The organism is Rhodococcus sp. PML026 (assembly GCF_000963615.1).
In the GTDB taxonomy this organism is placed as follows: Bacteria; Actinomycetota; Actinomycetes; order Mycobacteriales; family Mycobacteriaceae; genus Rhodococcoides; species Rhodococcoides fascians.
Genome location: NZ_KQ031376.1, coordinates 819,669 through 845,752 on the forward strand (window position 1 = coordinate 819,669; position 26,084 = coordinate 845,752).

At 65.3% G+C, this 26,084-nt stretch carries 23 protein-coding genes and 1 riboswitch; of the genes, 13 read left to right on the forward strand and 10 right to left on the reverse strand.

Features of this window, described 5'->3' with window-relative positions:
- Window positions 1–113: 113 nt before the first annotated feature.
- From VF34_RS23395 to VF34_RS23410, 4 genes are all read right to left on the reverse strand, one after another.
- The gene (locus VF34_RS23395; RefSeq protein ID WP_045842069.1) at window positions 114–950 is read right to left on the reverse strand and encodes a DUF559 domain-containing protein; all 837 of its coding nucleotides are present in this window, start codon (window positions 948–950) and stop codon (window positions 114–116) included.
- A 442-nt stretch (window positions 951–1,392) separates the two neighbouring features.
- Window positions 1,393–2,643, reverse strand: a complete 1,251-nt coding sequence (purD, locus tag VF34_RS23400; RefSeq protein ID WP_045842070.1) for a phosphoribosylamine--glycine ligase — start codon at window positions 2,641–2,643, stop codon at window positions 1,393–1,395.
- 76 nt (window positions 2,644–2,719) lie between these two features.
- A complete protein-coding gene (locus tag VF34_RS23405; RefSeq protein WP_045842071.1) occupies window positions 2,720–4,705 on the reverse strand; it encodes a glycosyltransferase family 39 protein in 1,986 nt (661 codons plus the stop codon).
- Entirely contained in the window at window positions 4,702–5,973 is a 1,272-nt protein-coding gene (locus tag VF34_RS23410) for a bifunctional glycosyltransferase family 2/GtrA family protein (protein WP_045842072.1), read from the reverse strand. Before VF34_RS23410 ends, VF34_RS23405 begins: the two co-directional genes overlap by 4 nt.
- 121 nt (window positions 5,974–6,094) lie before the next feature.
- On the opposite strand from VF34_RS23410, the gene VF34_RS23415 reads away from it, so the two are divergent.
- Window positions 6,095–6,520, forward strand: coding sequence for an HIT family protein (locus tag VF34_RS23415; RefSeq protein ID WP_045842073.1), 426 nt, complete (start codon window positions 6,095–6,097; stop codon window positions 6,518–6,520).
- A 10-nt stretch (window positions 6,521–6,530) separates the two neighbouring features.
- Here VF34_RS23415 and VF34_RS23420 read toward each other — a convergent pair whose 3' ends face one another.
- Window positions 6,531–7,055, reverse strand: coding sequence for a winged helix-turn-helix transcriptional regulator (locus VF34_RS23420; protein ID WP_032386391.1), 525 nt, complete (start codon window positions 7,053–7,055; stop codon window positions 6,531–6,533).
- A 74-nt stretch (window positions 7,056–7,129) separates the two neighbouring features.
- Here VF34_RS23420 and VF34_RS23425 point away from each other — a divergent pair, with 74 nt between their 5' ends.
- Complete coding sequence (locus VF34_RS23425; RefSeq protein WP_032374222.1) at window positions 7,130–8,512, forward strand: MFS transporter; 1,383 nt, start codon at window positions 7,130–7,132, stop codon at window positions 8,510–8,512.
- Here VF34_RS23425 and VF34_RS23430 read toward each other — a convergent pair.
- Together VF34_RS23430 and VF34_RS23435 are read right to left on the reverse strand one after the other, a co-directional pair.
- Entirely contained in the window at window positions 8,495–9,151 is a 657-nt protein-coding gene (locus tag VF34_RS23430; RefSeq protein WP_032374221.1) for a response regulator, read from the reverse strand. The genes VF34_RS23425 and VF34_RS23430 overlap by 18 nt on opposite strands.
- Window positions 9,148–10,812: a sensor histidine kinase gene (locus tag VF34_RS23435; protein ID WP_032374220.1), complete on the reverse strand. Its 1,665-nt coding sequence runs from the start codon at window positions 10,810–10,812 to the stop codon at window positions 9,148–9,150. The genes VF34_RS23430 and VF34_RS23435 overlap by 4 nt, the downstream gene beginning before the upstream one ends.
- Before the next feature lie 169 nt (window positions 10,813–10,981).
- Between VF34_RS23435 and VF34_RS23440 the strand changes: the two genes are divergently transcribed.
- The 3 genes from VF34_RS23440 to VF34_RS23450 are packed head-to-tail and all read left to right on the forward strand — an operon-like array spanning window position 10,982 to window position 13,913.
- On the forward strand, window positions 10,982–12,367 hold the full coding sequence (locus VF34_RS23440; RefSeq protein ID WP_032374219.1) for a CitMHS family transporter: 1,386 nt from the start codon (window positions 10,982–10,984) through the stop codon (window positions 12,365–12,367).
- Window positions 12,368–12,402: 35 nt separating this feature from the next.
- Entirely contained in the window at window positions 12,403–12,813 is a 411-nt protein-coding gene (locus VF34_RS23445) for a universal stress protein (protein ID WP_027495792.1), read from the forward strand.
- Window positions 12,810–13,913, forward strand: a complete 1,104-nt coding sequence (locus VF34_RS23450) for an AbrB family transcriptional regulator (RefSeq protein WP_052063023.1) — start codon at window positions 12,810–12,812, stop codon at window positions 13,911–13,913. Before VF34_RS23445 ends, VF34_RS23450 begins: the two co-directional genes overlap by 4 nt.
- Window positions 13,914–13,918: 5 nt before the next feature.
- On the opposite strand, the gene VF34_RS23455 is transcribed toward VF34_RS23450, so the two are convergent.
- Window positions 13,919–15,331, reverse strand: a complete 1,413-nt coding sequence (locus VF34_RS23455) for a HAMP domain-containing sensor histidine kinase (protein WP_045842074.1) — start codon at window positions 15,329–15,331, stop codon at window positions 13,919–13,921.
- Window positions 15,328–16,035, reverse strand: coding sequence for a response regulator transcription factor (locus VF34_RS23460; protein WP_027495789.1), 708 nt, complete (start codon window positions 16,033–16,035; stop codon window positions 15,328–15,330). Before VF34_RS23460 ends, VF34_RS23455 begins: the two co-directional genes overlap by 4 nt.
- Before the next feature lie 97 nt (window positions 16,036–16,132).
- Here VF34_RS23460 and VF34_RS23465 point away from each other — a divergent pair, with 97 nt between their 5' ends.
- From VF34_RS23465 to VF34_RS23500, 8 genes are all read left to right on the forward strand, one after another.
- Window positions 16,133–17,137, forward strand: a complete 1,005-nt coding sequence (locus VF34_RS23465; protein WP_045842076.1) for a permease — start codon at window positions 16,133–16,135, stop codon at window positions 17,135–17,137.
- The gene (locus VF34_RS23470) at window positions 17,134–17,868 is read left to right on the forward strand and encodes a TIGR03943 family putative permease subunit (RefSeq protein WP_032374216.1); all 735 of its coding nucleotides are present in this window, start codon (window positions 17,134–17,136) and stop codon (window positions 17,866–17,868) included. The genes VF34_RS23465 and VF34_RS23470 overlap by 4 nt, the downstream gene beginning before the upstream one ends.
- Window positions 17,869–17,913: 45 nt before the next feature.
- A riboswitch (guanidine-III (ykkC-III) riboswitch) is annotated at window positions 17,914–17,977 on the forward strand.
- A gap of 13 nt (window positions 17,978–17,990) precedes the next feature.
- Window positions 17,991–18,305, forward strand: a complete 315-nt coding sequence (locus VF34_RS23475) for a DMT family transporter (protein ID WP_032374215.1) — start codon at window positions 17,991–17,993, stop codon at window positions 18,303–18,305.
- Window positions 18,306–18,337: 32 nt separating this feature from the next.
- Complete coding sequence (locus VF34_RS23480) at window positions 18,338–19,141, forward strand: hypothetical protein (protein ID WP_027495785.1); 804 nt, start codon at window positions 18,338–18,340, stop codon at window positions 19,139–19,141.
- A 198-nt stretch (window positions 19,142–19,339) separates the two neighbouring features.
- Window positions 19,340–20,476: a multiple monosaccharide ABC transporter substrate-binding protein gene (gene chvE / locus VF34_RS23485; protein ID WP_032374214.1), complete on the forward strand. Its 1,137-nt coding sequence runs from the start codon at window positions 19,340–19,342 to the stop codon at window positions 20,474–20,476.
- Between the two features lie 8 nt (window positions 20,477–20,484).
- Window positions 20,485–22,023, forward strand: coding sequence for a multiple monosaccharide ABC transporter ATP-binding protein (gene mmsA, locus VF34_RS23490; protein WP_032367932.1), 1,539 nt, complete (start codon window positions 20,485–20,487; stop codon window positions 22,021–22,023).
- On the forward strand, window positions 22,020–23,348 hold the full coding sequence (mmsB, locus tag VF34_RS23495) for a multiple monosaccharide ABC transporter permease (RefSeq protein ID WP_027495782.1): 1,329 nt from the start codon (window positions 22,020–22,022) through the stop codon (window positions 23,346–23,348). Before mmsA ends, mmsB begins: the two co-directional genes overlap by 4 nt.
- 73 nt (window positions 23,349–23,421) lie before the next feature.
- Window positions 23,422–24,447 (forward strand): LacI family DNA-binding transcriptional regulator, encoded by a 1,026-nt coding sequence (locus VF34_RS23500; RefSeq protein WP_032374307.1) that lies wholly within the window; start codon window positions 23,422–23,424, stop codon window positions 24,445–24,447.
- Here the strand turns inward: VF34_RS23500 and VF34_RS23505 are convergent.
- Window positions 24,432–26,003, reverse strand: coding sequence for a PucR family transcriptional regulator (locus VF34_RS23505; protein WP_032374213.1), 1,572 nt, complete (start codon window positions 26,001–26,003; stop codon window positions 24,432–24,434). The two genes, VF34_RS23500 and VF34_RS23505, sit on opposite strands and share 16 nt — an antisense overlap.
- Window positions 26,004–26,084: the final 81 nt, after the last annotated feature.

Genomic DNA, 26,084 nt, shown 5'->3' on the forward strand with positions numbered 1-26,084 from the left:
CCTCCGACCACAAATAGTGGACACTCAGCACAGTTGGGTCGAACAGGTGAGCTCACTGTCCACAATTTCGCGGCAGGCACGGGATCCCGCCTCCGGCCACACATAGTGGACACTCAGCTCAGTGCCTTCCGGCGACGTCGCACGGTCTCGATGATCTGGCGCACCACGGCGTCGAGGTCGGTCATCACCAGCGCGGCCGAGTATCGCAGCACGAGCCACCCCTCGAGCTGCAGTGCGTTCTGGCGCACACGGTCGTTGGTGAACACCCCCGGCGCGCTGTGGAATTCACGGCCGTCGATTTCGATGATCACCCGGGCTCGACGGTCCAACAGATCGGCGAAGTACTGCCCCACCGCCGCGTTGATCTCGAGAAAGTAGCCTGCCGCGGTGAGTGCGCGGGCCACCAGTCGTTCCGGTTCGGAGAGCGTGCGTGGGCAGCACTGTCGCAGCTGCTTCTTCGCTTCGGTGACTCCTGCCATTCCGGCCGACTTCGCGCATTGCGCCGCCAATCCGCGTTTGCTGACGGACCCGCTGAGCGCTGCGTCGACGAACGGTTCCAGGGCTGCTCCACCGAGTGACGCCGACACGTCGACGATGCACTGCTCGATCGTCACGACAGGGAGGGCGTCGACGAAACTCGTCTCTCGAATGGTGCGACGATACGCGCGCAGCCACGAAGGGCACCGCGCTCGCGTGCTGCGGGGCACGGTGATGTGCACCTGTTCGGGTTCGTAATCGATCAGGTTCCACCACCACGCCGCAGTCAGGTGGCTGAGCACTGCATCCGGTTGCCACAGCGTTGCGGCCACGCATCGGTCTCGGAACGACGGCTCGCCCGTGCAGTAGACGCCCGGTAACAGCCGAGTCAGTGTGCCGACCCTGGCCCGATAGTCGATTGCCCCTGCGCTGACGCCACTGTCCAGTAGTTGCTGCCTCGTGAATACCCCCATGGTCGAACAGCTTTGCGCTCGAGAACTGTTCGCGGGAGCCCGATGCGAGAAATGTGGACAACGCGAATGCCTGTGGACAACTGGGCTCAGTGTCCACTTTCAGCCCCGGCCATTGGGATCCCGTGTGCTATGCCAAATAGTGGACACTCAACACACCTAGCCCCAGCAACGGGACTCAGCGTCCACTCTCAGCCCCGACGATTGGGATCCCGTGTGCTACGGCAAATAGTGGACACTCAGCACACCTAGCCCCAGCAATTAGGCTCAGCGTCCACTCTCAGCCCCGGCGATCGGGATCCCGTGTGCTATGCCAAATAGTGGACACTCAGCACACCTAGCCCCAGCAACTGGGCTCAGCGTCCACTTTCAGCCCCGACGATTGGGATCCCGTGCACGACGGCAAATAGTGGACACTCAGCACACCTGCTTTGCGTGCATCGACCTACAGCGAGATGCGCCCTTCCACGGCAGCGAGGCCGATGTCGGTGCGGAAGTGACTGCCCGGCAAACGGATTCCGGCGATCCGGGAGTACGCATCGTCGCGGGCGGCGGTGAGATCGAATCCGGTGCCGACGACGCTCAGCACGCGTCCACCCGCGGAGACGACCGCGCCGTCCTTCACAGCGGTGCCGGCATGCAGGACGCCTTCGCCCTCGGAGCCGAGGATCTCGTCACCGGTGCGGGGGCGACCGGGGTAGTTCTCGGCGGCGATGACGACGGTGACCGCCGCGCCGTCCTTCCAGCGCAGTGGCGGCAGTGACGCCAGCGTGCCGGTTGCCGTCGCGTTCAGCGCCTCGCCGAGCGGCGACTCCAGCAAGGCCAGCACCGCCTGTGTCTCGGGATCACCGAAGCGACAGTTGAATTCGACGACGGCCGGGCCGTCGGCACCCATCGCGAGGCCGGCGTACAGCAGACCCGAGAACGGCACACCACGCTTCACCATCTCGGCGGCAACGGGTTTCACCACGTCACGGACAATCTCGTCGACGGCACCTTCGGGCAACCATGGGAGTGGGGTGTACGCGCCCATGCCCCCGGTGTTGGGGCCGGTGTCTCCGTCGCCGACGCGTTTGTGGTCCTGCGCGGGCAGCAGCGGCACCACGGTCTCGCCGTCGACGAGGCAGAACAGGGACACTTCGGGGCCGTCGAGGAACGACTCGAGCAGTACCGGGTGACCGTTTTCGAGAAGTTCGGCGGCGTGGTCGCGAGCGACGAGGCGGTCGGTGGTGACGACGACGCCTTTGCCTGCTGCGAGTCCGTCGTCCTTGACGACCCAGTTGGGGCCGAATCGGTCGAGGGCGGCATCGAGCAGTGCGGGCGAGTCGACTATTTCGCTGTGTGCGGTTCGCACGCCGGCCTTTGCCATGACGTCTTTGGCGAACGCCTTGGATCCTTCGATGCGTGCGGCGTCGGCCGACGGGCCGAACGTGGCGATGCCGGCCTCGCGCAGAGAATCGGCCACTCCGAGAACCAGGGGCACCTCGGGTCCGATGACGACGAGGTCCACCTCGAGCTTCGTGGCCAGTGCCGTCACCGCCTCACCGGATGCCACGTCGACGGCGTGCTGTTCGGCGAGCGTGGCCGTGCCTGCATTGCCGGGAGCGACGAACAGCTTGTCGACCGACGGGTCGGCCTTCAACGAAAGTAGAAGGGCGTGCTCACGAGCACCGGAACCTATGACGAGTACGCGCACAGTGCATCAGACTATCTGCTCGACGCCGTCGGGCCCCGCACCTGTCGTGATGCGGGGCCCGTCGGGGATGGCGAGATTACTGTGTCAGGTCGTACAGCGTGACGTTGTCGACGGTGGTCGCGGTGAAGTTCTCGGTCACCCACGCCGAGATTTCGGCCGAGGAACCCGACTCCCTGCCACCCATACCGCCGCCTCCGATGAAGTAGTGGATTCGGCCATCGGCCACGTACTGCTGAAACTCGTCGAGGGTCGGCGACGGGTCGGTTCCGTTGAAGCCGCCGACGGGCATGACGGGATCCTCGGTGGCCAGTTGATAGCCCGCCGCGGTGTTGGCACCGATGGCCGCCGCAACCCAGGTGTACGAGGCGGCGTCCTGTTCGAGCATCGCGGTGACCTCGGCGGTCGGGGTGCTGCCCTCGAGCAGTCCACCCATACCGCCGCCCATCTCGGCACCGCCCGGCAGCTGGCCGGCCTGACCCGGGAGTCCCGCCGGTGGCTGCATCCCGGCCAGCATCTGTGCACCGGGAGGCAGCTGCATTCCACCCGGCAGACCACCCTGCCCGCGCCGGCCCTCACCCATGCCGCCGAAACCGCGCATACCGGTGTTCGGCCCGGCGGACACGATCGATCCGGTGTGCGGGGTGCCGATCGTGTCCACCGCGTACGCCGTCGGCCCGGCCAGTCCGGCGAACATCACCGCGAGAATCGCGACCGCGGCGAGCCTGCCGCGAGTGAGCGCCGGTATAAGCAGAGCCACCACCGCCACCACACCGACGACCAGGATCGCCCACTTCAGCCACGGCACGAAGCTCGCGCTACGGCCGAGCAGCACCCACGCCAGTGCGACGGTCGACGCCACCGCGAGAGCCATCGCGATCCGGACCCACAACCGCTGTCGTTCGCGCCACAGCATCACACTGCCGATACCGACGAGCGCAGCGACGGCAGGCGAGAGTGCGACCGTGTAATACGAGTGGAAGATGCCGGCCATGAAGCTGAACGTCAGACCGGTGACGAGCAGCCATGCGCCCCAGACGATCAACGACGCGCGTTGCGCATCGGTGCGAGGGGCTTTGCCTCGCAACACAAGTCCAGTTACCAGCAGCAACAATGCGGCGGGAATGAGCCAGGCGATCTGGCCGCCCTGGGAGGCGTCGAACATGCGGAGGATGCCGGTCGCGCCCCACATCGACCCGCCACCACCACCGCCCGGGGTGACGCTTCCTGTCTCGTTTCCGCTGAGTCGGCCCAACCCGTTGTAGCCGAGAGTCAGTTCCAGAATCGAATTGTTCTGCGAGCCACCGACCCACGGCCGCGAGGATGCCGGCCAGAATTCGACGATCAGCAACCACCAACCGGCCGAGACGATCATGGCTCCGAGTGCGGCGAACAGTTGCAGCACTCGAGTGCCGAGTTTGGGCGGCCCGGCGATCAAGTACGTCAAGGCCAGCGGCGGCACGACGAGCATCACCTGAAGATGCTTTGTGAGAAAGCCGAATCCGACGAACATACCGGTGATCAACAGCCACTTGGTCTTTCCCGATTCGACGCCTCGCAACATGGCCCAGACGGCGGCGATCATCAGTAGCACCAGCAACGCGTCGGGATTGTTGAACCGAAACATCAGTGCGGCAACGGGAGTCAGCGCCAGCACCAGTCCGGCGAGCAGCCCAGCGGCCGCACCGAATCGGCGGACGACGACGGCTCGTAGCAGCGCAACGGAGGCGACTCCGAGGAGCGCCTGAGGCACCAGCATCGCCCAGGTGTTCAGACCGAACACCCGCACCGACAACGACATCAGCCACAGTGACATCGGCGGCTTGTCGACGGTGATGGAGTTGGCCGCGTCGGAGGACCCGAAGAAGAACGCCTTCCACGACACCGAACCTGCTTGTATCGCTGCGGAATAGAAGGAGTTGGCCCAACCCGAGGAACCGAGTCCCCAGATGTATGCCACGCCGGTGCCGATCAGCAGAGTGACCAACCCGAGAAGTTCCCACCGCCGGGAGGTCGCCGGCTCGGTCGGCGCGGCCGCGGACGGCCGTTCGATCGTCGTGGTCATCGGTTCTCCTCCAAAGGATCGGACACCGAAAGATCGGACACCGAAGGATCGGGCTCCGGACTACGGAAGACCCACCGCAGTGCGACGAATCGGCACACGGTAGCAACGAGATTGGCGACGACGAGAACGGCCAGTTCGACGTGCCGCGACACGTCCGGGGACCAGGCGTGCAGTACCGCGAGCGAGCCGCTGGTCATCAGCAGCGCGACACCGAAGATCGCCAGACCCTGCAGCTGGTGCTTACCCGCGCTCGCGGGCCCTCGGACGCCGAAAGTGAAGGCACGGTTGGCCGCTGTGTTCAGTATCGCGGTGATGAGCAGTCCGGCGAAGTTCGCGGCCTGTGCTCCGATCATGGGATGCAGCACCAGATACAGCAGTGCGTAGGCCACGGTGCTCGCGACACCGATGATGCCGAATCGCACCAGCTGGCCGATCATTCCGTGCGGTACACCGGCCACGAGCGGCTCCCGTCCCAGGCTTCGACGCAGTTCGGCGACGGGGAGCATTCCGGTCGCAAGGGCACGACCGACGCGCCAGCATCCCTGCAGATCCTTGACGGCGGTATCGAGGAGGTGGACGCTGCTGTCGGGGTCGTCGACCCAATCGACCGGCACCTCGTGAATCCGTAGGCCGACCTTCTCGGCGATGACCAGCAGTTCGGTGTCGAAGAACCATCCGGTGTCTTCGACGAGTGGAAGCAACTGGCGAGCAACATCGGTGCGCATCGCCTTGAACCCGCACTGAGCGTCGGAGAAGCGGGCGCGCAGCGAGGTGCGCAGGATGAGATTGTAACTGCGCGAGATCAATTCACGTTTCACTCCGCGAACGACCCGGGACGACCGGTTCAGCCGAGAGCCGATGGCGAGGTCCGAGTGACCCGACAGCAGTGGGGCGACGAGCGGCATGAGGGCGTTGAGGTCGGTGGACAGATCGACATCCATGTAGGCAACGACGTCGGCGTCGGACGCGAGCCACACCGCTTTGAGTGCCCGCCCGCGTCCCTTCTCGTCGAGGTGATGAACCCGAACTCCGTCGATCTCGTCGGCGAGCCGATGCGCCACCGCAAGGGTGCCGTCGGTACTTGCGTTGTCGGCGATGGTGATCCGCGACCGAAACGGGATCCTTTCCTCGAGATGCTCGTGCAGTCGACGAATGCACTGCTCGAGATCCTCCTCTTCGTTGTACACCGGGATGACCACCTCGAGCGTGGCCGTTGCGTTCGAGCCGGGCCGGTGGCCTGCTGCTCGGGCGAGGTAGTTCGTTGTCATGAGGCAACACTCGTGTGTGCAGCTGGACCCACGCTGCGACGAACCTGGCAATCACCTGGGAGGACAGGAGCGCAGCCTGCGGAGTGACCAAGAGGCACAGCTCATAAGGCATTCTGTCCCCATGGCTTCTATTTTCAGCAAGATCATCGCAGGTGAGATTCCCGGACGGTTCGTCTGGCAAGACGACGACGTCGTGGCGTTTCTGACGATTGCCCCCGTCACTCAGGGACACACGTTGGTGGTTCCGCGTGCGGAGATCGATCAGTGGCAGGACGTCGACGGTGCCGTGTTCGCCAAGATCACTGTCGTCGCGCAGATCATCGGTCAGGCTGTCAGGACGGCGTTCGACGCGCCCAGGGCCGGGCTGTTGATCGCCGGTCTCGAGGTGCCGCACCTGCATCTGCACGTGTTTCCGGCGTACGACATGGGCAATTTCGATATCTCCGGTGCGGATCCGAACCCGTCCGCGGAGTCACAGGACGAGGCTGCCGACAAGCTTCGAGCAGCGCTACGCCACCTCGGGCACGAGGCTCACGTCCCTAACTGATGCGCCTCGCTCAGCGCAGAGGTGCCAGTAGCCGTCGGCGCGTTCGAAGCTGCGTCGATACCGCGTCGGATCGGTTGTCCGGGTCGTAACCCGGTCCGATGTCGGTATCGATGTCGCGTGGGCCGGGCGCGACGCCACACTCGGGGCACAGTCCGAGCGGTCCCAGATCTGTCCCGCAGGTCGCATGCAGAAACCGGCGACGTGTGCCCGTGGGCTTCGGGTTCTGTTTCTCGCCCCAGTAGCTCAGAGCGTAGACGGCCGGCCACAGTCCTTCGAGGGCGTGCGTCGGGACGTAGTCGTCGTGGCCGCCGCCGTGGGCTCGGGCTTGCCGGTCGAGCAATCCGGCATCGACCAGGGTGCCGAGCCGTTGAGCCAGGACTGCCTTGGAAATGTCGAGGTGGACCTGGAAGTCGCCGAAGCGTCGGACCCCGAAGAAGCTGTCGCGCACGATGAGCATGGTCCAGCGCTCGCCGACGAGTTCGAGCGCGCGGGCCAAGGGGCAGTCCTGGCGGGCGTAGTCGGTTCCGAGTGCCATGCGCCGATCGTACAGTCTGTTGACCGAACCAAGTTGGCCGTTTACAGTTCGATCACCAGACCAGAGAGACGACGATGACCGACACTGCACCCACGCCCGCCGGCACCACGAACGGCACCCGCGCACTGGCCGTCGCCGCATCGGGCACCTTGTTGACGCTGATGGCGTTCACCGCTCCGCTCGCGACGATCAACAGCACCGCGCTGGACCTGATGTCGGACGCGGCGGGACGGACCTGGATTTTGAGCTCGATGAGCATCGGTCTCGCCGCCGCGTTGCTCACCACCGGGACCGTCGCAGACGACTTCGGCCGTCGCCGCACCTTCGTGCTCGGAGCAGTCGTTCTGGCCGTCGGCGCAATCGTTTGTGCCGTCTCTCCCAACACCCTCATCTTCGTGCTGGCCCGCATCCTGCAAGGCCTCGGCGGTGCCGCGGTCGTCGCATCGAGCCTCGGCATCATCGCGCACACGCACCCGGCCGGGCCGGTGCGCGCCAAGGCCAGCGGAGTCTGGGGTGCCAGCGTGGGGGCCGGTATCGCGCTCGGCCCGCTGCTCGCCGCGCTTCTCGACCGGTGGGCCAGCTGGCGTGAGGCGTACGTGGTCCTCGCGATCGCCACTCTCGTGCTCGCCGTCGTCGCGCAGCTGCGCGTCGAAGAATCCATGTCCGACGCCCCGCGCGGCCTCGATCCGGTCGGCGCGGTGCTGTTGGCCACGGGCATCGGCGCACTACTGGCCGCGCTGGTCGAGGGTCGGCAGGGGTGGACCGCCGTGACTCCCATCGTGTTGTTCGTTCTCGCCGCGCTACTGCTGCTGGCCTTCGTCGCGCTCGAATTGCGCAGTGCGAGCCCGATGCTCGATCTCATGTTGTTTCGGCATCCACCGTTTCTCGCCGCCACGGTCGCCGCCCTGGCCACGGGCGGCGGGATCATCGCTCTGATGTCGTACCTGGCCGGGTTCGTGGGCACCGCGCTCGGCATCGATGCGCTCGGGGCAGCGATTCTGCTGTTCGCGTGGTCTGCGACCTCGGTCGTCACCGCCCTGCTGGCTCGGCGCATCCCGGCCGCCGTCAGCGGCCGCACCCAGCTCGCCGCCGGCCTGATCGGAGTGGCAGTGGGCATGGTGATGTTGACGGGCCTCGCCGCGGACGCCTCCTGGCCACGGCTGCTGCCGGGGCTGCTCGTGGCAGGCGTCGCCAGTGGCGTCCTCAACGCCGCGCTGGGACGCGAGGCTGTGGCCAGCGTCCCGCCCGGACGCGGCGGAATGGGCAGCGGGGCCAACAACACCGCGCGCTACGTCGGGTCTGCGATCGGGGTCACCGTGGTTGCTGTGGTCGCCGTGCCTGCCGGCGATCATCCCGCGTCCGCTCTGGTCACGGGCTGGAACACTGCAGCCCTGATCACCGCGGCCATTTCGCTCGTCGGAGCTGCGGTCGTGGCGATGTCACGCACCCGGCGGTAGCGAGTACTCCTGCTCGGGACGCCCGGTCGATCCGTACCGCAGCTGCATTCGCAACCGCCCCTTGGACACCAGGATGGCCAGATACCGCTGGGCCGTCGCTCGCGAAATGCCGATGGCCGCAGCAACTTCTCCGGCCGACATCGGCTCCGCCGTTCCGCGCACCGCGTCGAGCACCAGGTCGCGGGTGACCGACTGCGAGGCCGGTAACGGAGCCGCAGCGCGCGGGCGGAGGGCGTCGAGCCCACCGTCGATGTCCGCCTGAGTCAGTTCGTCCGAACGATCGAGCGCGCCGCGGTAGCCGAGGTACCCGGTGAGGCGATCGACCAGCGCCGAGCGTGGAAACGGCTTGATCAGATACGTCCATGCGCCCGCAGTCATCGCCGAGCGCACCGTGGCCTGATCCGCAGCAGCGGAGAGCACCACCGCGTCACACGGTAGTTCTCTCACCAGGTCGATACCGGACCCGTCCGGCAGATACACGTCCACCAGTGCCAGGTCGAACGACTGTGTCGTCAGCAGCTCGCGCGCCTGGGCGATACTCGTCGCCACTGCGGCCACTTCGTACTGGTCGAGCGAATTCACCAGTGCGGCATGCAGATCTGCGACCCGGAAGTCGTCGTCGACGACGAGAACTTTCATTGCGTCACCTCTTCGATCAGTAGTGCGTCGGGAATCGAGGCGATGAACACTGCGCCCCCGCGATCGTTGTCGGCCGTGATCTGCCCGCCGGCATCGGCCAACGTCACCTCTCCGCCACGGGTTCGCGCGATCTGTCGGCTCAGTGCCAGTCCCACGCCTCGGCCACCCGGCGTGTCCGCCGTCGATTTGGTCGAGACTCCCTCGACGAACACCTGCTCGGGCGCCAACGCAACGCCGTCGCCCGAATCGACGACGACGATATGCAGGGTCGAATCCTCCTGCACCAATTCCACTTCCACTTCGGCAGGTCGACGTGCACCGAGCCGTGCCGCATCGATCGCGTTGTCGATCAGGTTGCCCAGCACGGTAGTGACATCCACCGGTCCGACCAGTTCTCCACCGACCCAGGTGTTCTCCCCCAACACCAGTCGCACGCCACTCTCGCGCGCGTGTGCCGCCTTGGCCGTGAGGAAGGAACGTAGGTAGGCGTCGGAGACCGCATCGATGCCCTCGACCGCCTCCGATCTCGGTCCGACACCGAGAATCTCGTCGATGTACTCCGACGCCCGATCGGGGTGGCCCTCGTGCAGCAGCCCACTGACCAGATGCATCCGGTTCGCGAACTCGTGTCGCTGGGCGCGCAGCACCGCGGACATCGACTGCACCGCGTCGAGTTGACGCGTCAGTGCCTCCACGTCCGTTCGATCTCGCACGGTGAGTACCGTTCCCAGATCTCGATTGTCACGCAGCACCTTTCGCGCAGCCGCGATGACGACGACCTCGTCGACGGCCGCGAGTACCGGCTCGCCCGTAGGGATCTCGATGACCTCGAGCAATCTGGGCGTCAGACCGATGTCCTCCACGCGCATTCCCGGCTTCCCCTCGATCGAGAGCAAGGTGCGCGCCTCGTCGTTGACGACGGTGACGATGCCGTCCGGATCGACGGCCACCACGCCTTCGCCGATGCCGTGCAGCACCGCCTCCTGCTCGCGCACGAGCTCGGCGAGTTCCTCGGGTTCGAGGCCCAGGGTCAGCCGCTTCCACCTGCGCGCCAGCAGGATCGAGCCCAGCACACCCAACAGCAGCACTGCGCCGGTGACCAGTGCGCCGTTGATCAGATCCTTCACCAGCTCGGTTCGCACTGCCGTCGTGGAGATTCCGACGCTCACTTCGCCGATCACGACGTTCGCCGAGCCGAGAGCCAGGATGGGCACTTTGGCACGGACGGAGTCGCCCAGTGTGCCGCGTTGGGATTCGACGACCTCGTTGCCGGCCAACGCCCCGGACGGATCGGTGCTCACCCGTTGTCCCAGGACGGTCGGATCCGGATGTGCCAGGCGCAGTCCCCGGTCGTCGGTGATGACGACGAACAGAGCATCGGTGCGCTCCCGGGCGCTTTCGCCCGTCCGTTGCAGCGCACCGCCTGCCAGCACTCCGGCCGGCGCAGCATCGGTGCCCGCGGTGTCCGCGGCCGAGAACTGCCCCACGAGCGAACGCACCTCGGGGTCGGAGGCCACGGTCCGCGCGACCGCGAGTGCCCGCTCGCCGTACTCCTCGCTGGCCTGTTCGCCACTGCTGATCGCGAATACTCCGAACGCCACTGCCAGCGCCACCGCAACCAACGCGGCCTGCAGCAGCAGCACTTGAGTCCTCAATCGCACCAGCCAAGGCTAGAGCGAGAGCTGCTCGAGCACAATGCGCAAAAGACTCTTTACGTTGCTTGCGCGGGTAGTGCGCACAACGGCGAACATGTGATGCCGGTTACGTAACTTCAGTCACAACACGCAGTCCAACCGGACCCACCTCACACATTTCGAGAAGGAGTGCACGATGTTGGTGATACTCGGCTTCCTCATGGTAGCCGCCTTCATGTTCTTGATCTTGACCAAGAGAGCCACGCCCGTCGTCGCACTCACCCTCGTCCCCGTCATCTTCGGTCTGCTGGCCGGCGCGGGACTCGGCATCGGTGACATGATCACCGACGGCATCAAGTCCCTGGCCCCCACCGCGGCCCTGCTGTTCTTCGCCATCATCTTCTTCGGAATCATGATCGACGTCGGACTGTTCGACCCACTGGTGCGCGGCATCCTGCGTGTCGTACGCAACGACCCGATGAAACTTGTTGTCGGAACGGCCATTCTGGCCATGGTCGTCTCGCTCGACGGCGACGGCTCGACCACCTTCATCATCGTCACGTCCGCACTGCTGCCGCTCTACCTGAAACTCGGTGTCAGCCCGGTCATTCTGACGGTCGTCGCCGGACTCGCCAACGGCACGATGAACATCATCCCGTGGGGCGGCCCGACGGTTCGCGCTGCATCCGCTCTGGGAATCTCCCCGTCCGACGTGTTCGTTCCGATGGTTCCGTCGATGATCGTCGGCCTGATCATCGTGCTGCTCTTCGCCGTTCACCTCGGCATCATGGAGCGTCGACGCATCGGCAAGCTGATCTACGAACCCGAACTTGTTTCCTCGGGCGGCGGCGGAAGCATCCGCAAGGGCGGCAAGGGAACCGGCGGAGCGGGAACCGGCGGATCGGACGGCTCCGGCGAATCGGGTCAATTCTTCGACGGTCTCGACCCCAATCGCGACACGCTGCGCCCGAAGTTGCTCTGGTTCAACGCTGCTCTGACGGTCGTTCTCCTCGTCATCCTGGTCATGGACATTCTTCCCATCCCGGTGCTGTTCATGATCGCTGCCTCGATCGCGCTGACGGTCAACTTCCCGAAGGTCAAGGAGCAGGGCGACGCGATCGCTCGGCACTCGTCCTCCATCGTCTCCGTCGTCGCCATGGTGCTCGCCGCAGCAATCCTGACGGGCGTCTTCCAGGGCACCGGCATGGTCGAGGCCATGGCCGAGTGGCTGCTCAACGTCATCCCGCCGGGAATGGGCCCGTACCTGGCCGTCATCACCGGCATCCTGAGCATCCCGCTGACGTTCTTCATGACCAACGACGCGTTCTACTTCGGCATCCTGCCGGTGCTCACCGAGACCGCCGAGAAGTACGGCATCGACCCGGTCGAGATGGCCCGTGCCTCGATCACCGGTCAGCCCGTCCACCTGCAGAGCCCGCTGGTTCCGGCCATCCTGCTCCTGGTGACCCTGGCCGGAGTCTCGCTGGCCGATCACCACAAGAAGGTGTTGTGGCGAGCGGTGGTCGTCTCCCTCGCAATGCTGGCGGTCGGCATCGTCCTCGGTCAGATTCCGTTCGGCTGATCCCTCACCCCCACCTTCCTGAAAGAGACACCGTCATGACTGTTGGCGTACTGCACAACAACTCACCCGAGGGCCGCGCAGCACTCGCGGCCGCCGTTCGAGAAGCTCGGATCAGAGAGACCGATCTGGTCGTCCTGCACGCACTGTCGGGATCGGCCGAGCCGTCCGCCGAGGCAGGCGAAACCGCTGCGGTCTCCACCTCAGTAGAGACCGCCTTGGCCGACATCGACAACGCCGAGGCCGTGGCCTGGACCGTGGCGGTGGGTCGCCCCGATCCCGACGCCGTGAACACTCTGCTGACTCTGGTGGAGGAGCAGAAGTCCGAGATCCTCGTCGTCGGCTCCCGGCACCGCTCGGCAGTCGGCAAGTTCCTGATGGGACAGACGATTCAGCGCCTGCTGCTCGAAATTCCGGTTCCGGTTCTACTGGTCAAGTCCGGAGCGTGATCGTTGCCGGCAAGGTGACGACCGTAGTGCGGCACAGCCTCCGATGGATCGGCCTCGCGGCCGTATCCGTCGGGGGCTGGGCCCTTTTCGCGAGTCTGGGCCTCACCGCGCCGTCGCTGTTCGCCGCACTCGTCGTCGCCGTGGTGTTCGCATTGACCGGGTTGGGTCCGGCCGCGGTCCCCCGTCCCGCGTCCATGGCAGCGCAGGGCACGCTGGCGGTGACGATCGGACTCATGCTCGACACCGACACTCTCGCTGCGCTGGGAGAGAACTGGCTTCCCGCGGTCACCGTCGGGTTGGCGACCCTGATCGTCAGTGCCGGCTGCGGCGCCCTGCTGGCACTGCACCGCGACGTCGATCCGGTGACCGGAGCACTGTCTCTGATTGCCGGTGGCGCAACAGGTCTGGTGTCGGTCGCCCGCGAGCTCGGCGGCGACGAGCGCATCGTCGCCGTGGTCCAGTATCTACGCGTGGCGTTGGTGGTCGTCACGATGCCGTTGATCGTCACCTTCGCTTTTCACACCGACACCGGTGGCACGTCCGGTACCGACGAGGCGTCGACGACACCGTGGTACATCGGCACGGCCTTTCTGATCGGTGCCGTCGTCGTCGGAATCCTGCTCGCGAAGACGATCCGACTCCCCGCCCCCGCCACGCTCGGACCGCTGATCGTCGCCGGAGCCTGCGAGCTACTCGGCTGGCCCGTAGACATCTCCGTCCCGGAAGTACTGCTGCCGCTGGCGTTCATCGTCATCGGATGGCAAGCAGGACTTGCCTTCACCGTCGCCAGCCTGCGGGCCATCGGACGCATCTTCCCGTGGGCCGCGCTGCTCGTACTCACGATCGGTCTGATCTGCGCACTCCTGGGCTGGGCACTGTCCGCCGTCACCGGAGTCAGCATGTTGACCGGTTATCTCGCGACGACGCCCGGCGGACTGGCCGCAGTGCTCGCCGTGTCCGCGACGACGGGATCTGACGTCACGTTCGTCGCCTGCGTTCAGGTGATCCGGCTGGTGTCGATGCTCGTGGCCGCGCCCCTCGCTGCTGCCGCGTACACCAAGATCGCCGAACGCAAGAAGGATCGGTCCATGGCCGGGTGAGCGGATCAGTCTGCAGCCCTGGGTAGTTCGACCCGGAACGTGGCACCCGCGCCTGGAGTACTTCGCACGTCCACGGTCCCGTTGTGGGCGGCGACCAGGGCTGCGACTATGGACAGGCCGAGCCCACTGCCCCCGCTCTCACGGGTCCGGGACGAGTCGGTGCGATAGAAGCGCTCGAAGACGTGAGCTGCTTCCTCCTCACCCAGCCCAGGGCCGGTGTCTTGCACCTCGAGCACCAACGACTCCTCGGTGGTGCCCACGCACACCGTGATCGACGCGGACTCGGGCGTGTGCCGCACTGCGTTCCCCACGAGGTTGGCCAACACCTGACGCAGCCGGGCATCGTCGCCGGCGACCTCCGGAATACCTGGTCCTGCCGATACCTTCAACGAGATGTCGCGTGCGGGCGAGACGGCCTTCGCATCGTGCACGGCATCGGCGGCGATGGTGAGCACGTCGACTCGACGTACCTCGAGGGGACGCTGGGCATCGAGTCGCGCGAGCATGAGCAGATCCTCGACGAGCAGTCCCATGCGCGCCGATTCGCCCTCGATCCGCGTCATCAACAATGCGATGTCGCTCATCGCCCCCTGCCGGTACAGCTCGGCGAATCCCCGGATGGTCGTCAGCGGAGTCCGCAGTTCGTGGCTGGCGTCGGCGACGAACCGACGCATCCGATCCTCGGACGCCCGCGCCGCTTCTTCCGAGGCGGCGGTCGCTGCGAACGCCCGCTGTATCTGCGAGAGCATTCCGTTCAACGCCGCCGACAGTCGACCGACTTCCGTTCTCTCACTGCGGTGGGGCACCCGCCGGTGCAGATCGCCTGCGGCAATCGCAGCTGCCGTCGTCTCCACCTCGCGCAACGGCCGCAGACTGCGCCGCACCACGAAGTACGCCACCACACCCAACACCACCAATACCGCTGCACCGATGTACAACTGGAGCACCATCAGTCGGCTGACGGTCTGCTGATTGGGACCCAGCGGAATTCCCACAGTGGTGGATCCGTCACTGTTGGTCACCGTCAACACGCGCCACTGTTTCCCTGGGTCGCTCTCGGAGCCGACCGTCGTCGGGCGATCGGCGGTGACACCGGATAGATCCGGAACACTCTCTGCCACATCGTTGATGGGTCCCCGTACGGTGCCGTCGTTCGCCACGGACCGGACGTAGAAATTCGACGGTGGGCGACCAGGGTTGGGCTCGCCGATGGGCGGAAGTGGGCGGGAGTCCGGTTGCGCCCATCCCCGAGATGCCTCGACCAGCTGCTGATCGAGGCGACGCATCAACGACGTCTCCAACGAGGACGTCACCGCGACACCCGATGCCAGCAGTCCGAGCCCGACCAACAGCAGCAGGGCAGCAACCAGAGTGAAGCGCAGCGGGATGTCCCCCAGCCGTGAGCGGAGGCCGGTCACCGCGGCTGCCGCATGACGTAGCCGACGCCCCGCAATGTGTGGATCAATCGGGTATCGCCCGTGTCGACCTTACGACGCAGATACGACACGTACGACTCCACCACTCCCACCTCACCGCCGAAGTCGTAGTGCCACACGTGATCCAGAATGCGGGGCTTGCTCAGCACTGTTCCGGCATTGACCATGAAGTACCGCAGCAGCGTGAACTCGGTCGGCGAGAGCGAGACCGGCTCGCCTGCCTTCCACACCTCGTGGGTGTCGTCGTCGAGTTCGATGTCCGCGAACGCAACTCGCGACGATTCGGTCTCCTCGGTCCGACCGGACCGGCGCAGAATCACTCGGAGCCGAGCCACCACTTCCTCGAGGCTGAACGGCTTGGTGACGTAGTCGTCCGCGCCGAGCGTCAGACCGGTCACCTTGTCTTCCACGGAATCTCGCGCCGTCAGGAACAGCGCCGGAGCATCCACTCCGTCTGCACGCAGCCTGCGCAGCAGACCGAAGCCGTCCATGCCCGGCATCATGACGTCGAGGATCAGTGCCTCGGGCCGAAAGGTACGCGACTTGTCCAGGGCCTCGGGGCCGGAGGACGCCGTCGCGACCTCGAATCCCTGGAACTTGAGACTGACCGCCAACAGCTCGACGATGGTCGGTTCGTCGTCGACGATCAGTACACGCGCTTCGGGGGTTTCGCTCACGGTGTCCATCATCGCGCGCGTTGCTGCTCGTCCGCTGGACTCTCGCTGTGAGGTTGCTGTGAGCCCCGACAGAGAGGGGCCCCAAGAGAGGGCATGATGGAGCGCGATGCTCCCTGCGAACACCGATCGCCGCACGAGGCGCAGGCCGACGGTCACTTCCATGCACGTATTCGCAACTCTGCTCGTGTTGGGCATCGTGACAGGTCCGTACCTCGCCGAGTGGGTCGCCGCCTCCCCTGCCCTGCGAACCGGAGCCACCGTCTTCACCGGGATCTTCGTGCAGGCGACGCCGTTCCTGGTGCTGGGTGTGCTCGTCAGCGGCGGCATCGCCGCGTTCGTCTCCCCGGCCGTGCTTCGACGTGTGGTCCCGAAGAACGAGCCCGCGGCCGTCGGTGTGAGCGGACTCGCCGGGATGGCATTGCCCGGGTGCGAGTGCGGTGCTGTTCCCGTCTCCCGGCGGTTGATGGACCAGGGAATGCCGACGTCGGCCGCTCTGGCATTTCTGCTGTCGGCACCGGCGATCAACCCCGTCGTTCTCGTGTCGACTGCGGTGGCCTTTCCTGGTGAGCCGGCAATGGTTCTCGCCCGGTTCCTCGCCTCGCTCGCCACCGCCGTAGTGATGGGCTGGCTGTGGACGCGATTCGGTAAGGCCGAGTGGATCACCGCGCGGCTGGCGGATCGTGGTCACGATCACGACGGCTCGAAGTGGGAGACGTTCCGCGAGTCGGCTCGTGCAGACCTGCTGCAGGCCGGGGCGTTTCTGGTGTTCGGTGCCGCGGCGGCCGCGGCCCTGCACCTGGTGATTCCCGATCGGGTGTACGAGCACCTGGCCGGTCAGCTTCTGCTGGCCATCGTGGTGATGGCCGTACTGGCGGTTCTGTTGGCGCTGTGTTCGGAGGCCGACGCGTTCGTCGCGGCCAGTATGTCGATGCTGCCGCTGCTCCCGCGCCTGGTCTTCCTGGTGGTCGGCCCGGCCGTCGATCTGAAGTTGATGGCGATGCAGGCAGGCAGCTTCGGGCGCGGTTTCGTCGTCCGCTTCGCACCACTGACCTTCGTCGTGGCGATCGTGTGCGCCTCGGTCGTCGGCGGATTCCTGATCGGCGCGCGATGAAACGCGAGGTGCAGAACGTCCTGCTGTTCCTCTTCGGCGGAGCGATCGTGAAGATCTCGCTCGACGGCAGCTTCGTTCGATACGTCAAACCGTCGCTGCATCCGTATCTGCTGATCGCGGGCGTGCTGATCGTCGTCCTCGCGGCAGCCTCGATCGTCGCCGACATCCTGCGCGGTGGGCCGACGGACGGCCACGATCACGACGCACGCCCGTATTGGCTGCTGCTCGTGCCGATTGCGGTGATCCTCCTCGTCGCCCCGCCCGCGCTCGGTGTCTCGGCGGTCGGCGACCGATCCGTGGACGCCGTCTCGACCCACGAGAAGACACCCTTCCCGCCGTTACCCGACGGGCAGGCACCGGACGTCCCGTTGCTCGACGTCGTACAGCGGGCGGTCCGAGATTCCGAGGACAGCCTCGACGGCCGGGAGATCAGTGTCACCGGATTCGCCGTAGCGACCGCGAACGGTGGGTCGCCGCGCGTCGACGGCACAACCGACGGTCTCGATCTCGCCCGTGTCCTGATCATCTGCTGCGCGGCCGACGCGCGGTCCATCCGAATTCACCTGGACTCGAATTCGACTGTCCTCGAGGATGTTCCGGACGGAACTTGGCTGCAGCTCACCGGCACCGTCGACGCATCGACCGCGACCGAAGCCGCCGCCTTCACCCCCACGATGACGGTCTCGACGGCCCGGCGCATCGACCCGCCGACGAACACGTACGCGTACTGACACCGGAAAATTCGCGTCCCCGCCGAAGAAAAATTGGTACCGTCGTACAGGTCACTTCCGACAATCGGACGAGGCGCGCCGTACCCGAACAGCGACAAGACGGTGCCGAGAGGTGATTTCTCATGGCATGGCTGATTCTCGTCGTTTCCGGCGTTCTCGAAGCGATCTGGGCGACTGCGCTCGGTAGGTCCGAGGGCTTCTCCAAGCTCGGACCATCGGTCGTTTTCGGTGTCGCGGTGGTGCTCAGCATGATCGGTCTCGCGGTAGCGATGCGGTCGTTGCCCACCGGAACCGCGTATGCGGTGTGGGTGGGAATCGGTGCCACCCTTACCGTGGCGTACGCGATGATCACCGGTGCCGAAGCAGCGTCGTTCCTCAAAGTCGTACTTCTGGTCGGCATCGTCGGCTGCGTTGTGGGCCTGAAGGTTCTTCACTGATTTTCCCGGCTACAAGCAGTTACAGTAAAACGATGAACTGGGTGTCAGCGATCACACTGCCCGCACGGGCCGGCTTGGCCATCGCCGAGCAGGCGATCGGCGTCGCAGAGGTCGCGTTGGCGACCACCAGGATGGCGTTGGCCACCGGCGCGTCCGGCACGGCCGGCGTGGCGTCGCTCGCCAATCCGCGCGGCGGCACGATGCAGCTGCTCACCCAGCTCGGCCAGCTCACCTCCGACGACCGCGCGTTGGGCAACGCCCTGAAAGAGGGCGGGCCACTCGACCGCCTGCTCGCCCAGGGCGGCGTCGTCGATCGACTCACGTCCGAGGACGGCACGCTCGAGCGTCTGCTGTCTCCGGGTGGGCCGGTCGAACGCATTCTCGCTCCCGGCGGACCGCTGGACCGACTGCTTGCTGAGGACGGACCGCTCGAGCGGTTGCTCGCCGAAGGCGGTCTTCTGGACAGGATCACCGCCACCAACGGCCCACTCGAACGCCTGACGGCGAAGGACGGTCCGCTCGAGGTGCTGACGCGTCAGGACGGTCTGATCGAACGGGCCATCGCGGAGAACGGCATCCTCGAGACGATGCTGGCCGAGGACGGTGCCGTCGAGCGTCTGACGGCCAAGGGCGGGCCGCTGGACCAGTTGGTCAAACTGTCCGAGACGCTGACGTCCGTGGCTCCGAACATCGAGCGTATGAGTATCTCGATCGACATCCTGCAGGATTCCGTGGAGATCCTCTCGGCGGCGGTGCATCCACTCGGCGAGCTGGTCGGCCGGCTGCCGAGCCGCTGGCTCAAGAGCGGTAAGCAGTCGGTGCACGAGCTGCACTGACGGGCCGCAACTTCGGCGCTTCGCCGAGAGTCGTCGGCGGCAGATGTTAGCGCTCACACTGCTCACGCGGGGTGCAAAAAGAAATCTTTGACAATGCCGATGTTATCGCTCACACTTTCGTTTTGATGTGATGCGAACCACACGGGACCACCCGACGGCCTCCGCTTCACGGTCTACCTCACAACACAGGGAGAAACGATGAAGTTTCGAAAGCTATCCGTGGCTACGGCCGCGGTGGCCCTCACCCTCACGCTCGGTGCGTGCGGATCGAGTACCAAGACCGCAGACGAGGCTCCGGCCGAGGGCGGCAGCACCGCAGGTGCGTTGATCGGTGTCACCATGCCGACGAAGTCCTCCGCCCGTTGGATCGCCGACGGCGACAACCTCAAGAGCGCGTTGGAGGGCCAGGGATACAAGGTCGACCTGCAGTACGCGGAGAACGACATTCCCACCCAGGTCAACCAGATCGAGAACCAGATCACCCAGGGCGCGAAGCTGCTGATCGTGGCCTCGGTGGACGGCACCGCCATCACCACCCAGCTGCAGGAAGCCAAGGACAACGGCATCGGTGTCATCGCCTACGACCGGCTCATCCGCAACTCCCCGGACGTCGACTACTACGCGACGTTCGACAACTACAAGGTCGGCGTCGACCAGGCCACCTCACTGTTGGTCGGCCTCGGGCTGAAGAACGAGGACGGCACCGACAAGGCCGACGCGCCCGCCGGCCCGCTCAACATCGAGGTTTTCGCCGGTTCGCCCGACGACAACAACGCCACCTTCTTCTTCGACGGTGCCATGGAGACCCTGAAGCCGTACCTGGACAAGGGAACTCTGAAGATCGGTAGTGGCGAGTCCGACTTCGGAACCGCTGCCACCCTGCGCTGGGATCCGGCGACGGCACAGAAGCGCATGGAAGACCTGCTGACCAAGACGTACTCCTCGGGCCAGAAGGTTCAGGGCGTGCTCTCCCCGTACGACGGTCTGTCGATCGGAATTCTGTCCGCGCTCAAGAGCAACGGCTACGGAACCGCCGGTCAGCCCTACCCGGTCGTCACCGGACAGGACGCCGAGGTGCCGTCGGTCAAGTCGATCATCGCCGGTGAGCAGTACTCCACGATCTACAAGGACACGCGCCAGCTGGCCGAGGTCACGATCCAGATGGCTCAGGCCATGCTCAACGGTCAAACTCCCGAGACCAACAACACCACCGATTACGACAACGGCGAGAAGGTCGTTCCGGCGTACCTGCTGCAGCCCGAGATCGTCTACAAGGACAACTACGAGAAGCTGCTCGTCGAGGGTGGCTACTACACCGAGGATCAGTTGAAGTGAGTTCGGCGATGACGAGCCCGATTCTGGAGATGCGCGGCATCACCAAAACATTTCCCGGCGTCAAGGCGCTACAGGATGTCACTCTCTCGGTGAATCGCGGCGAGATCCACGCGATCTGCGGCGAGAACGGAGCAGGCAAGTCGACGCTCATGAAGGTGTTGTCGGGTGTGTACGCACACGACACATTCGACGGCGACATCGTGTTCGACGGTCGAGAGTGCTCGTTCTCCGACATCCGGAGTAGCGAGGCCGAGGGCATCGTCATCATCCATCAGGAACTCGCACTGAGTCCGCATCTCTCCATTGCCGAGAACATCTTTCTCGGCAACGAGCGGTCCAAGCGCGGGTTCATCGACTGGAACCGAACGAATTCCGAGGCCGCAGCCCTACTGAACCGGGTAGGGCTGCGGGAGAATCCCGTCAACGTCGTGAGCGATCTCGGCGTCGGCAAGCAGCAACTCGTCGAGATCGCCAAGGCACTGTCCAAGGACGTGACCCTGCTGATTCTCGACGAACCCACTGCGGCACTCAACGATTCCGACTCCGCACATCTGCTGGATCTGTTGCGCGGTCTACGGGACGAGGGCATCACGTGCGTGATCATCTCGCACAAGCTCAACGAGATCGCGGCCATTGCCGACCGGACCACGATCATTCGGGACGGCAAGACCATCAAGACGCTGGACATGCGAGACCCGGACGTCACCGAGGATCGCATCATCTCACTGATGGTCGGCCGCGATCTCGAGCACCGGTTTCCGCCCCACGAATCGACTGTGGGAGAGGAAGTTCTGCGCATCGAGGACTGGACCGTGCACAGTCCGACCCAGCAGGGCCGAACCGTCGTCGACAAGGCGAACCTCACGCTGCGGCGCGGTGAGATCGTCGGCCTCGCCGGATTGATGGGTGCCGGCCGTACCGAGTTGGCCATGAGCGTCTTCGGCCGAAGCTACGGGATCGACATCTCGGGACGGCTCTACAAGTACGGCAAGGAAATTCACGTCAAATCCGTCAACGATGCCATCCATCACGGCATCGCGTACGCCACCGAGGACCGGAAACGGTACGGGCTGAACCTGATCGACGACATCAAGCGCAACATTTCCACCGCGGCGCTGGACAAGTTGGTGACGGGAGGCTTCGTCGACGCCAACCAGGAATACAAGGTCGCCGAGGGCTTCCGCAAGAGCATGAACATCAAGGCACCGAACGTCTCCGCCGTGGTCGGCAAACTCTCCGGCGGCAATCAGCAGAAAGTCGTGCTGAGCAAATGGATCTTCAGCGATCCCGACGTGCTCATCCTCGACGAACCGACGCGAGGAATCGACGTCGGCGCGAAATTCGAAATCTATTCGATCATCAACCAACTCGCCGACGCCGGAAAGGCAGTGCTGGTGATCTCGTCCGAACTTCCGGAACTTCTCGGTCTGTGCGACCGGATCTACGCGCTGTCCGCCGGCCGGATCACCGGTGAGGTCGACCGCGAGGACGCAACCCAGGAATCTCTCATGCATCTCATGACCCGTGGAACAGGAGTACTTCGATGAACCAGCTGTCGACCGTTCGGGGGCTGCTCACGCGAAACCTCCGACAGAGCGGAATCTTCATCGCGTTCGCGCTGATCATCGTGCTCTTCACCGTGCTGACCGGAGGTCAGCTGTTGGTGCCGCAGAACATCAGCAACATGGTGGTGCAGAACTCGTACATTCTCATTCTGGCAATCGGCATGGTCGTCATCATCATCGCCGGCCATATCGACCTGTCCGTCGGATCGGTGGTGGCGGCCACCGGAGCCATCGCCGGTGTCCTCATGGTCCAACAGAACGTACCGTGGCCACTGGCGGTGCTGATCACGTTGATCGTCGGCGGCCTGATCGGTGCCTGGCAGGGTTATTGGGTCGCGTACTTCGGCATTCCCGCGTTCATCGTCACCCTCGCCGGAATGCTCGTCTTCCGCGCGGTGACTCTCATCGTCCTCGGCAACCAGGGCATCGGGCCGTTCCCCGGACCGGTACGCACACTGTCCAACGGCTTCCTGCCCGGCTTCATGGGCAATGTGGGACTCGGGCCATTGGGTGGGGCGGACATCTTCACGTTGCTCGTCGCCATTCTCGCGGTCGCTGGAATCGTGTTCAGCCAGTGGCGTTCCCGAACGGGCCGGCAGAAGTACGGCCAGACCGTGGACGCGATGCCGCTGTTCCTGATCAAGATGGCGTTCGCCGCCGCTCTCGTGCTTGCGATCGCCGTCCAGTTGGCTCGCTTCAAGAACCTGCCGTACGTGCTGATCCTGCTCGCCGTGTTGGTCATGGGTTACTCGACGTTGGCCGGCAAGACCGTATTCGGTCGGCACGTGTACGCCATCGGCGGCAACATTCACGCCGCGTCCCTGTCCGGTATCAAGGTCAAGCCGGTCACGTTCTGGATCTTCGTCAACATGGGTGTCCTCTCGGCTCTGGCCGGAATCATCTTCGCCGGACGCCTCAACCAGGCCGGTCCTACTGCGGGCAACGGCTTCGAGCTCGACGCCATCGCGGCGGCGTTCATCGGTGGCGCAGCCGTACAGGGCGGCGTCGGCCGCATCGTCGGCGCGTTGACCGGTGGACTCATCATCGCCGTGATCAACAGCGGCATGTCGCTGATCGGATCACCCAGCGAGAGAGTGCAATTGGTGAAGGGTCTGGTGCTGCTCGCCGCCGTGGCGTTCGACATCTGGACCAAGCGTCGTGCGGCGAGCGGTAAGGGCGGCAAGGGAGACAAAGCCGCGTCCCCCACCAGTTACCTGGGCGTACCGGTACCCGCCGAGATGTTCTCCCCCGGCGAGCCCGGAAAGCCGGCACCGCCGACCTCTGCATCGATGACGAAAACGACGTGATCCGGGCGGTGACGCGCCGATCCGGTCCGGGCATGCTGAGATGGTGTTCGACCAGCGAAGGAGGATGCGTGCGATGACGCCGACCCGAGGACCGGCCATGACCGACGTCGCTCGGCTCGCGGGTGTGTCCCACCAGACCGTCTCTCGGGTCATCAACGGCCATCCCAACGTCACCGAGGCGACCAGAACGAGGGTAGAGCAGGCGATCGCGGAGCTCGGCTACCGGCCGAACACCGCAGCTCGTGCTCTGGTCACCGGCCGCAGCAGCACCATCGGGATCGTCGGCACGGGCAACGCTCTGTACGGGCCGGTGTCGACGCTCTACAGCGTCGAACAGGCCGCACGACAGTCCGGATACTCCGTCGTCGTCGGCGTCCCCACTTCGTTCGACGAGGTGGCGATCAGCACCTGCGTGCGCAGGTTGCAGAAACAGGGCGTCGACGGCGTCGTCGTCATCGCGCCGTTGAGCACCGACGGCGGCGACATCGCCGAGTTGGCCGCCGAACTGCCACTGGTGGCCGTCGAAGGATCGCCTGCCGGCGATCTGGCGGTCGTCTCGGTCGATCAGGTCGCCGGCGCGCAGTCCGCCACCACACATCTGCTCTCACTCGGTCACCGCGCCGTCTGGCACGTCGCAGGCCCCTCGGGTTGGTACGAGGCGGCCGACCGCGTCATCGGGTGGCGCTCGGCCCACGAGCAGGCCGGTGTCGAACCGCCACTGGTTCTCGCCGGCGACTGGACCGCGAAGTCCGGCTTCGAGGCCGGCTGCCTATTGGCCGAGAACCCGGATGTCACAGCGGTGTTCGCCGGAAACGACGCGATGGCTCTCGGGGTGTTACGCGCCCTCGAAGTGCACGGCCGAAAAGTTCCGACGGACGTCAGCGTGGTCGGTTTCGACGACGTTCCCGACGCGGAGTTCTTCTCCCCTCCCCTGACGACGATTCGTCAGGAATTCAGCGAGGTCGGCATCCGCAGCGTCGAAATACTGTTGGCCCAGATCGATTCCGGCAACCGCAGTACCCGACGTTCGCGTATCGAGCCGAGCCTGGTGATCCGGTCCAGCACTGCCGAGGCCCGCGACGCTCACATCCGCAGCTGAATCTCCACCAACAACCGCGCGTCCGGATCCGACAGATCCAACTCCAGAATCTGCTCGACGCGTCGGATGCGGTAACGCACCGTGTTCGGGTGAATGTGCAGCCTCTCCGCTGCCGCACGTACGTCACCGAAGCACGCCAGATACGTCTCGAGGCTCTCGCGCATCGCGCCGTCGTGGATGGCGTCGTACCGATCCAGCGCTGCGATGCGCGGGTCCCGCAACTGCTCGTGATTCGAGATGATGTCGACGATCTCACCCAGCAGCACAGACGTTCTCGACTCTGCGAGCGTGGTGACCCGAACGTCGCCGGTGGTCGCGTCCAATACTCGGTCGACCTCGAACCGGGCTGCAGCCACCCCGTCGAGATCGGCGATCGGCGCGGCCACCGCAGCGCGCAAGCACAGTCCGGTTCGAGTCTCGATACGCGACACGGCATCTGCGGTCCACACCGGAATCGCCGTCCCCGACGCAGCTCCGGAGAACAGTACGTAGATCCTCTCGCCGATGACGGTTACCAACGAATCTCGCCTGAATGCGCTGGCGTGCAACCGGATCGACGGAGCCAGACCAGTGATGTCGAATTCACCACAGGCGGCGAATCCGACGACCGCGGCCGTCCCCGTGGTCGGAATCGACAGCGCCGCGGCCAGCGACGGAATGTCCACGCCGCCACCCCGCGCGCCCAGCAGTCTCTGAATCTGCAGCGCCTCGTTGGTCGGGGCGTTCGCGATGCGGGTGATCAGCCGGGCGGCGACCGCCGATGCTCCGCGCAACACCGCATCGGCGTCCACCGACAGCGGACGCGCGCCTTCCTGAACCCAGATCGTTCCCAGAGTCGTTGCTGCGCCGCTGATTCGACGAATTCCGACGGCAAGGCGTCGACGAATACCGAGTCCGGCATCGGCCGGTACGTCGATGACGTCGTCGGTACGGCGGAGTCGGTCGAACACCCCGCGCTCGTGCAGACGGCGAAGGTAGTCGGCCGGTCCTTCTCGCCCCAGGATCGACAGGGTCCGCAACTCGTCGGCCGAGTCGTCCGATGCCGAGTACGCCAATACGTGCGAGCGCTCGTCCTCGATGCTCACCATGCCCTTGGTCAAGGACGCAACCGTCTGCGCCAATTCGTACAGATCGGTGTCCGCTCCGAACAGCCCGTCGTCCGATGCCGGTGAGCGGGACTGATCCAGGACTCCGCGCATCGTCGACAGCAGCAGTTCCCAGCGGGTCTGGTGGTGTACCGCGACCAAGGCGATTCCGGTCTCTCGGGCGGCGTGGGCCAACGCGGTCGAGTCGGCCACCTTGGTCAGCACCGCAAGGGGCCTGTCGACCACCGGACGCAGTGCCAGATCGTCGAACCACCGCAGCGCATCGGTCTCGGTGACGCCGACCAGCAGGGTCAGATCGGCAGCCGTTCCCGGTGGTCGACGGAGGTCGTCGCCGTCGAGCAGGGCCACGGACTCGACGGTGATCTCGGTTCCCGCCGGAGCGACCACGAGCTCGACCACTGCGCTGTGCAGCGACGTCAGCAGAGAACGCAGCGTCACAGAGTTGGCCATGCGGACAAGCACACCACGAATTCTTTGGCCGATGAGCTGATTGAACGGGACGTCGAGGCGACTTCAATGAGCAGCACACAC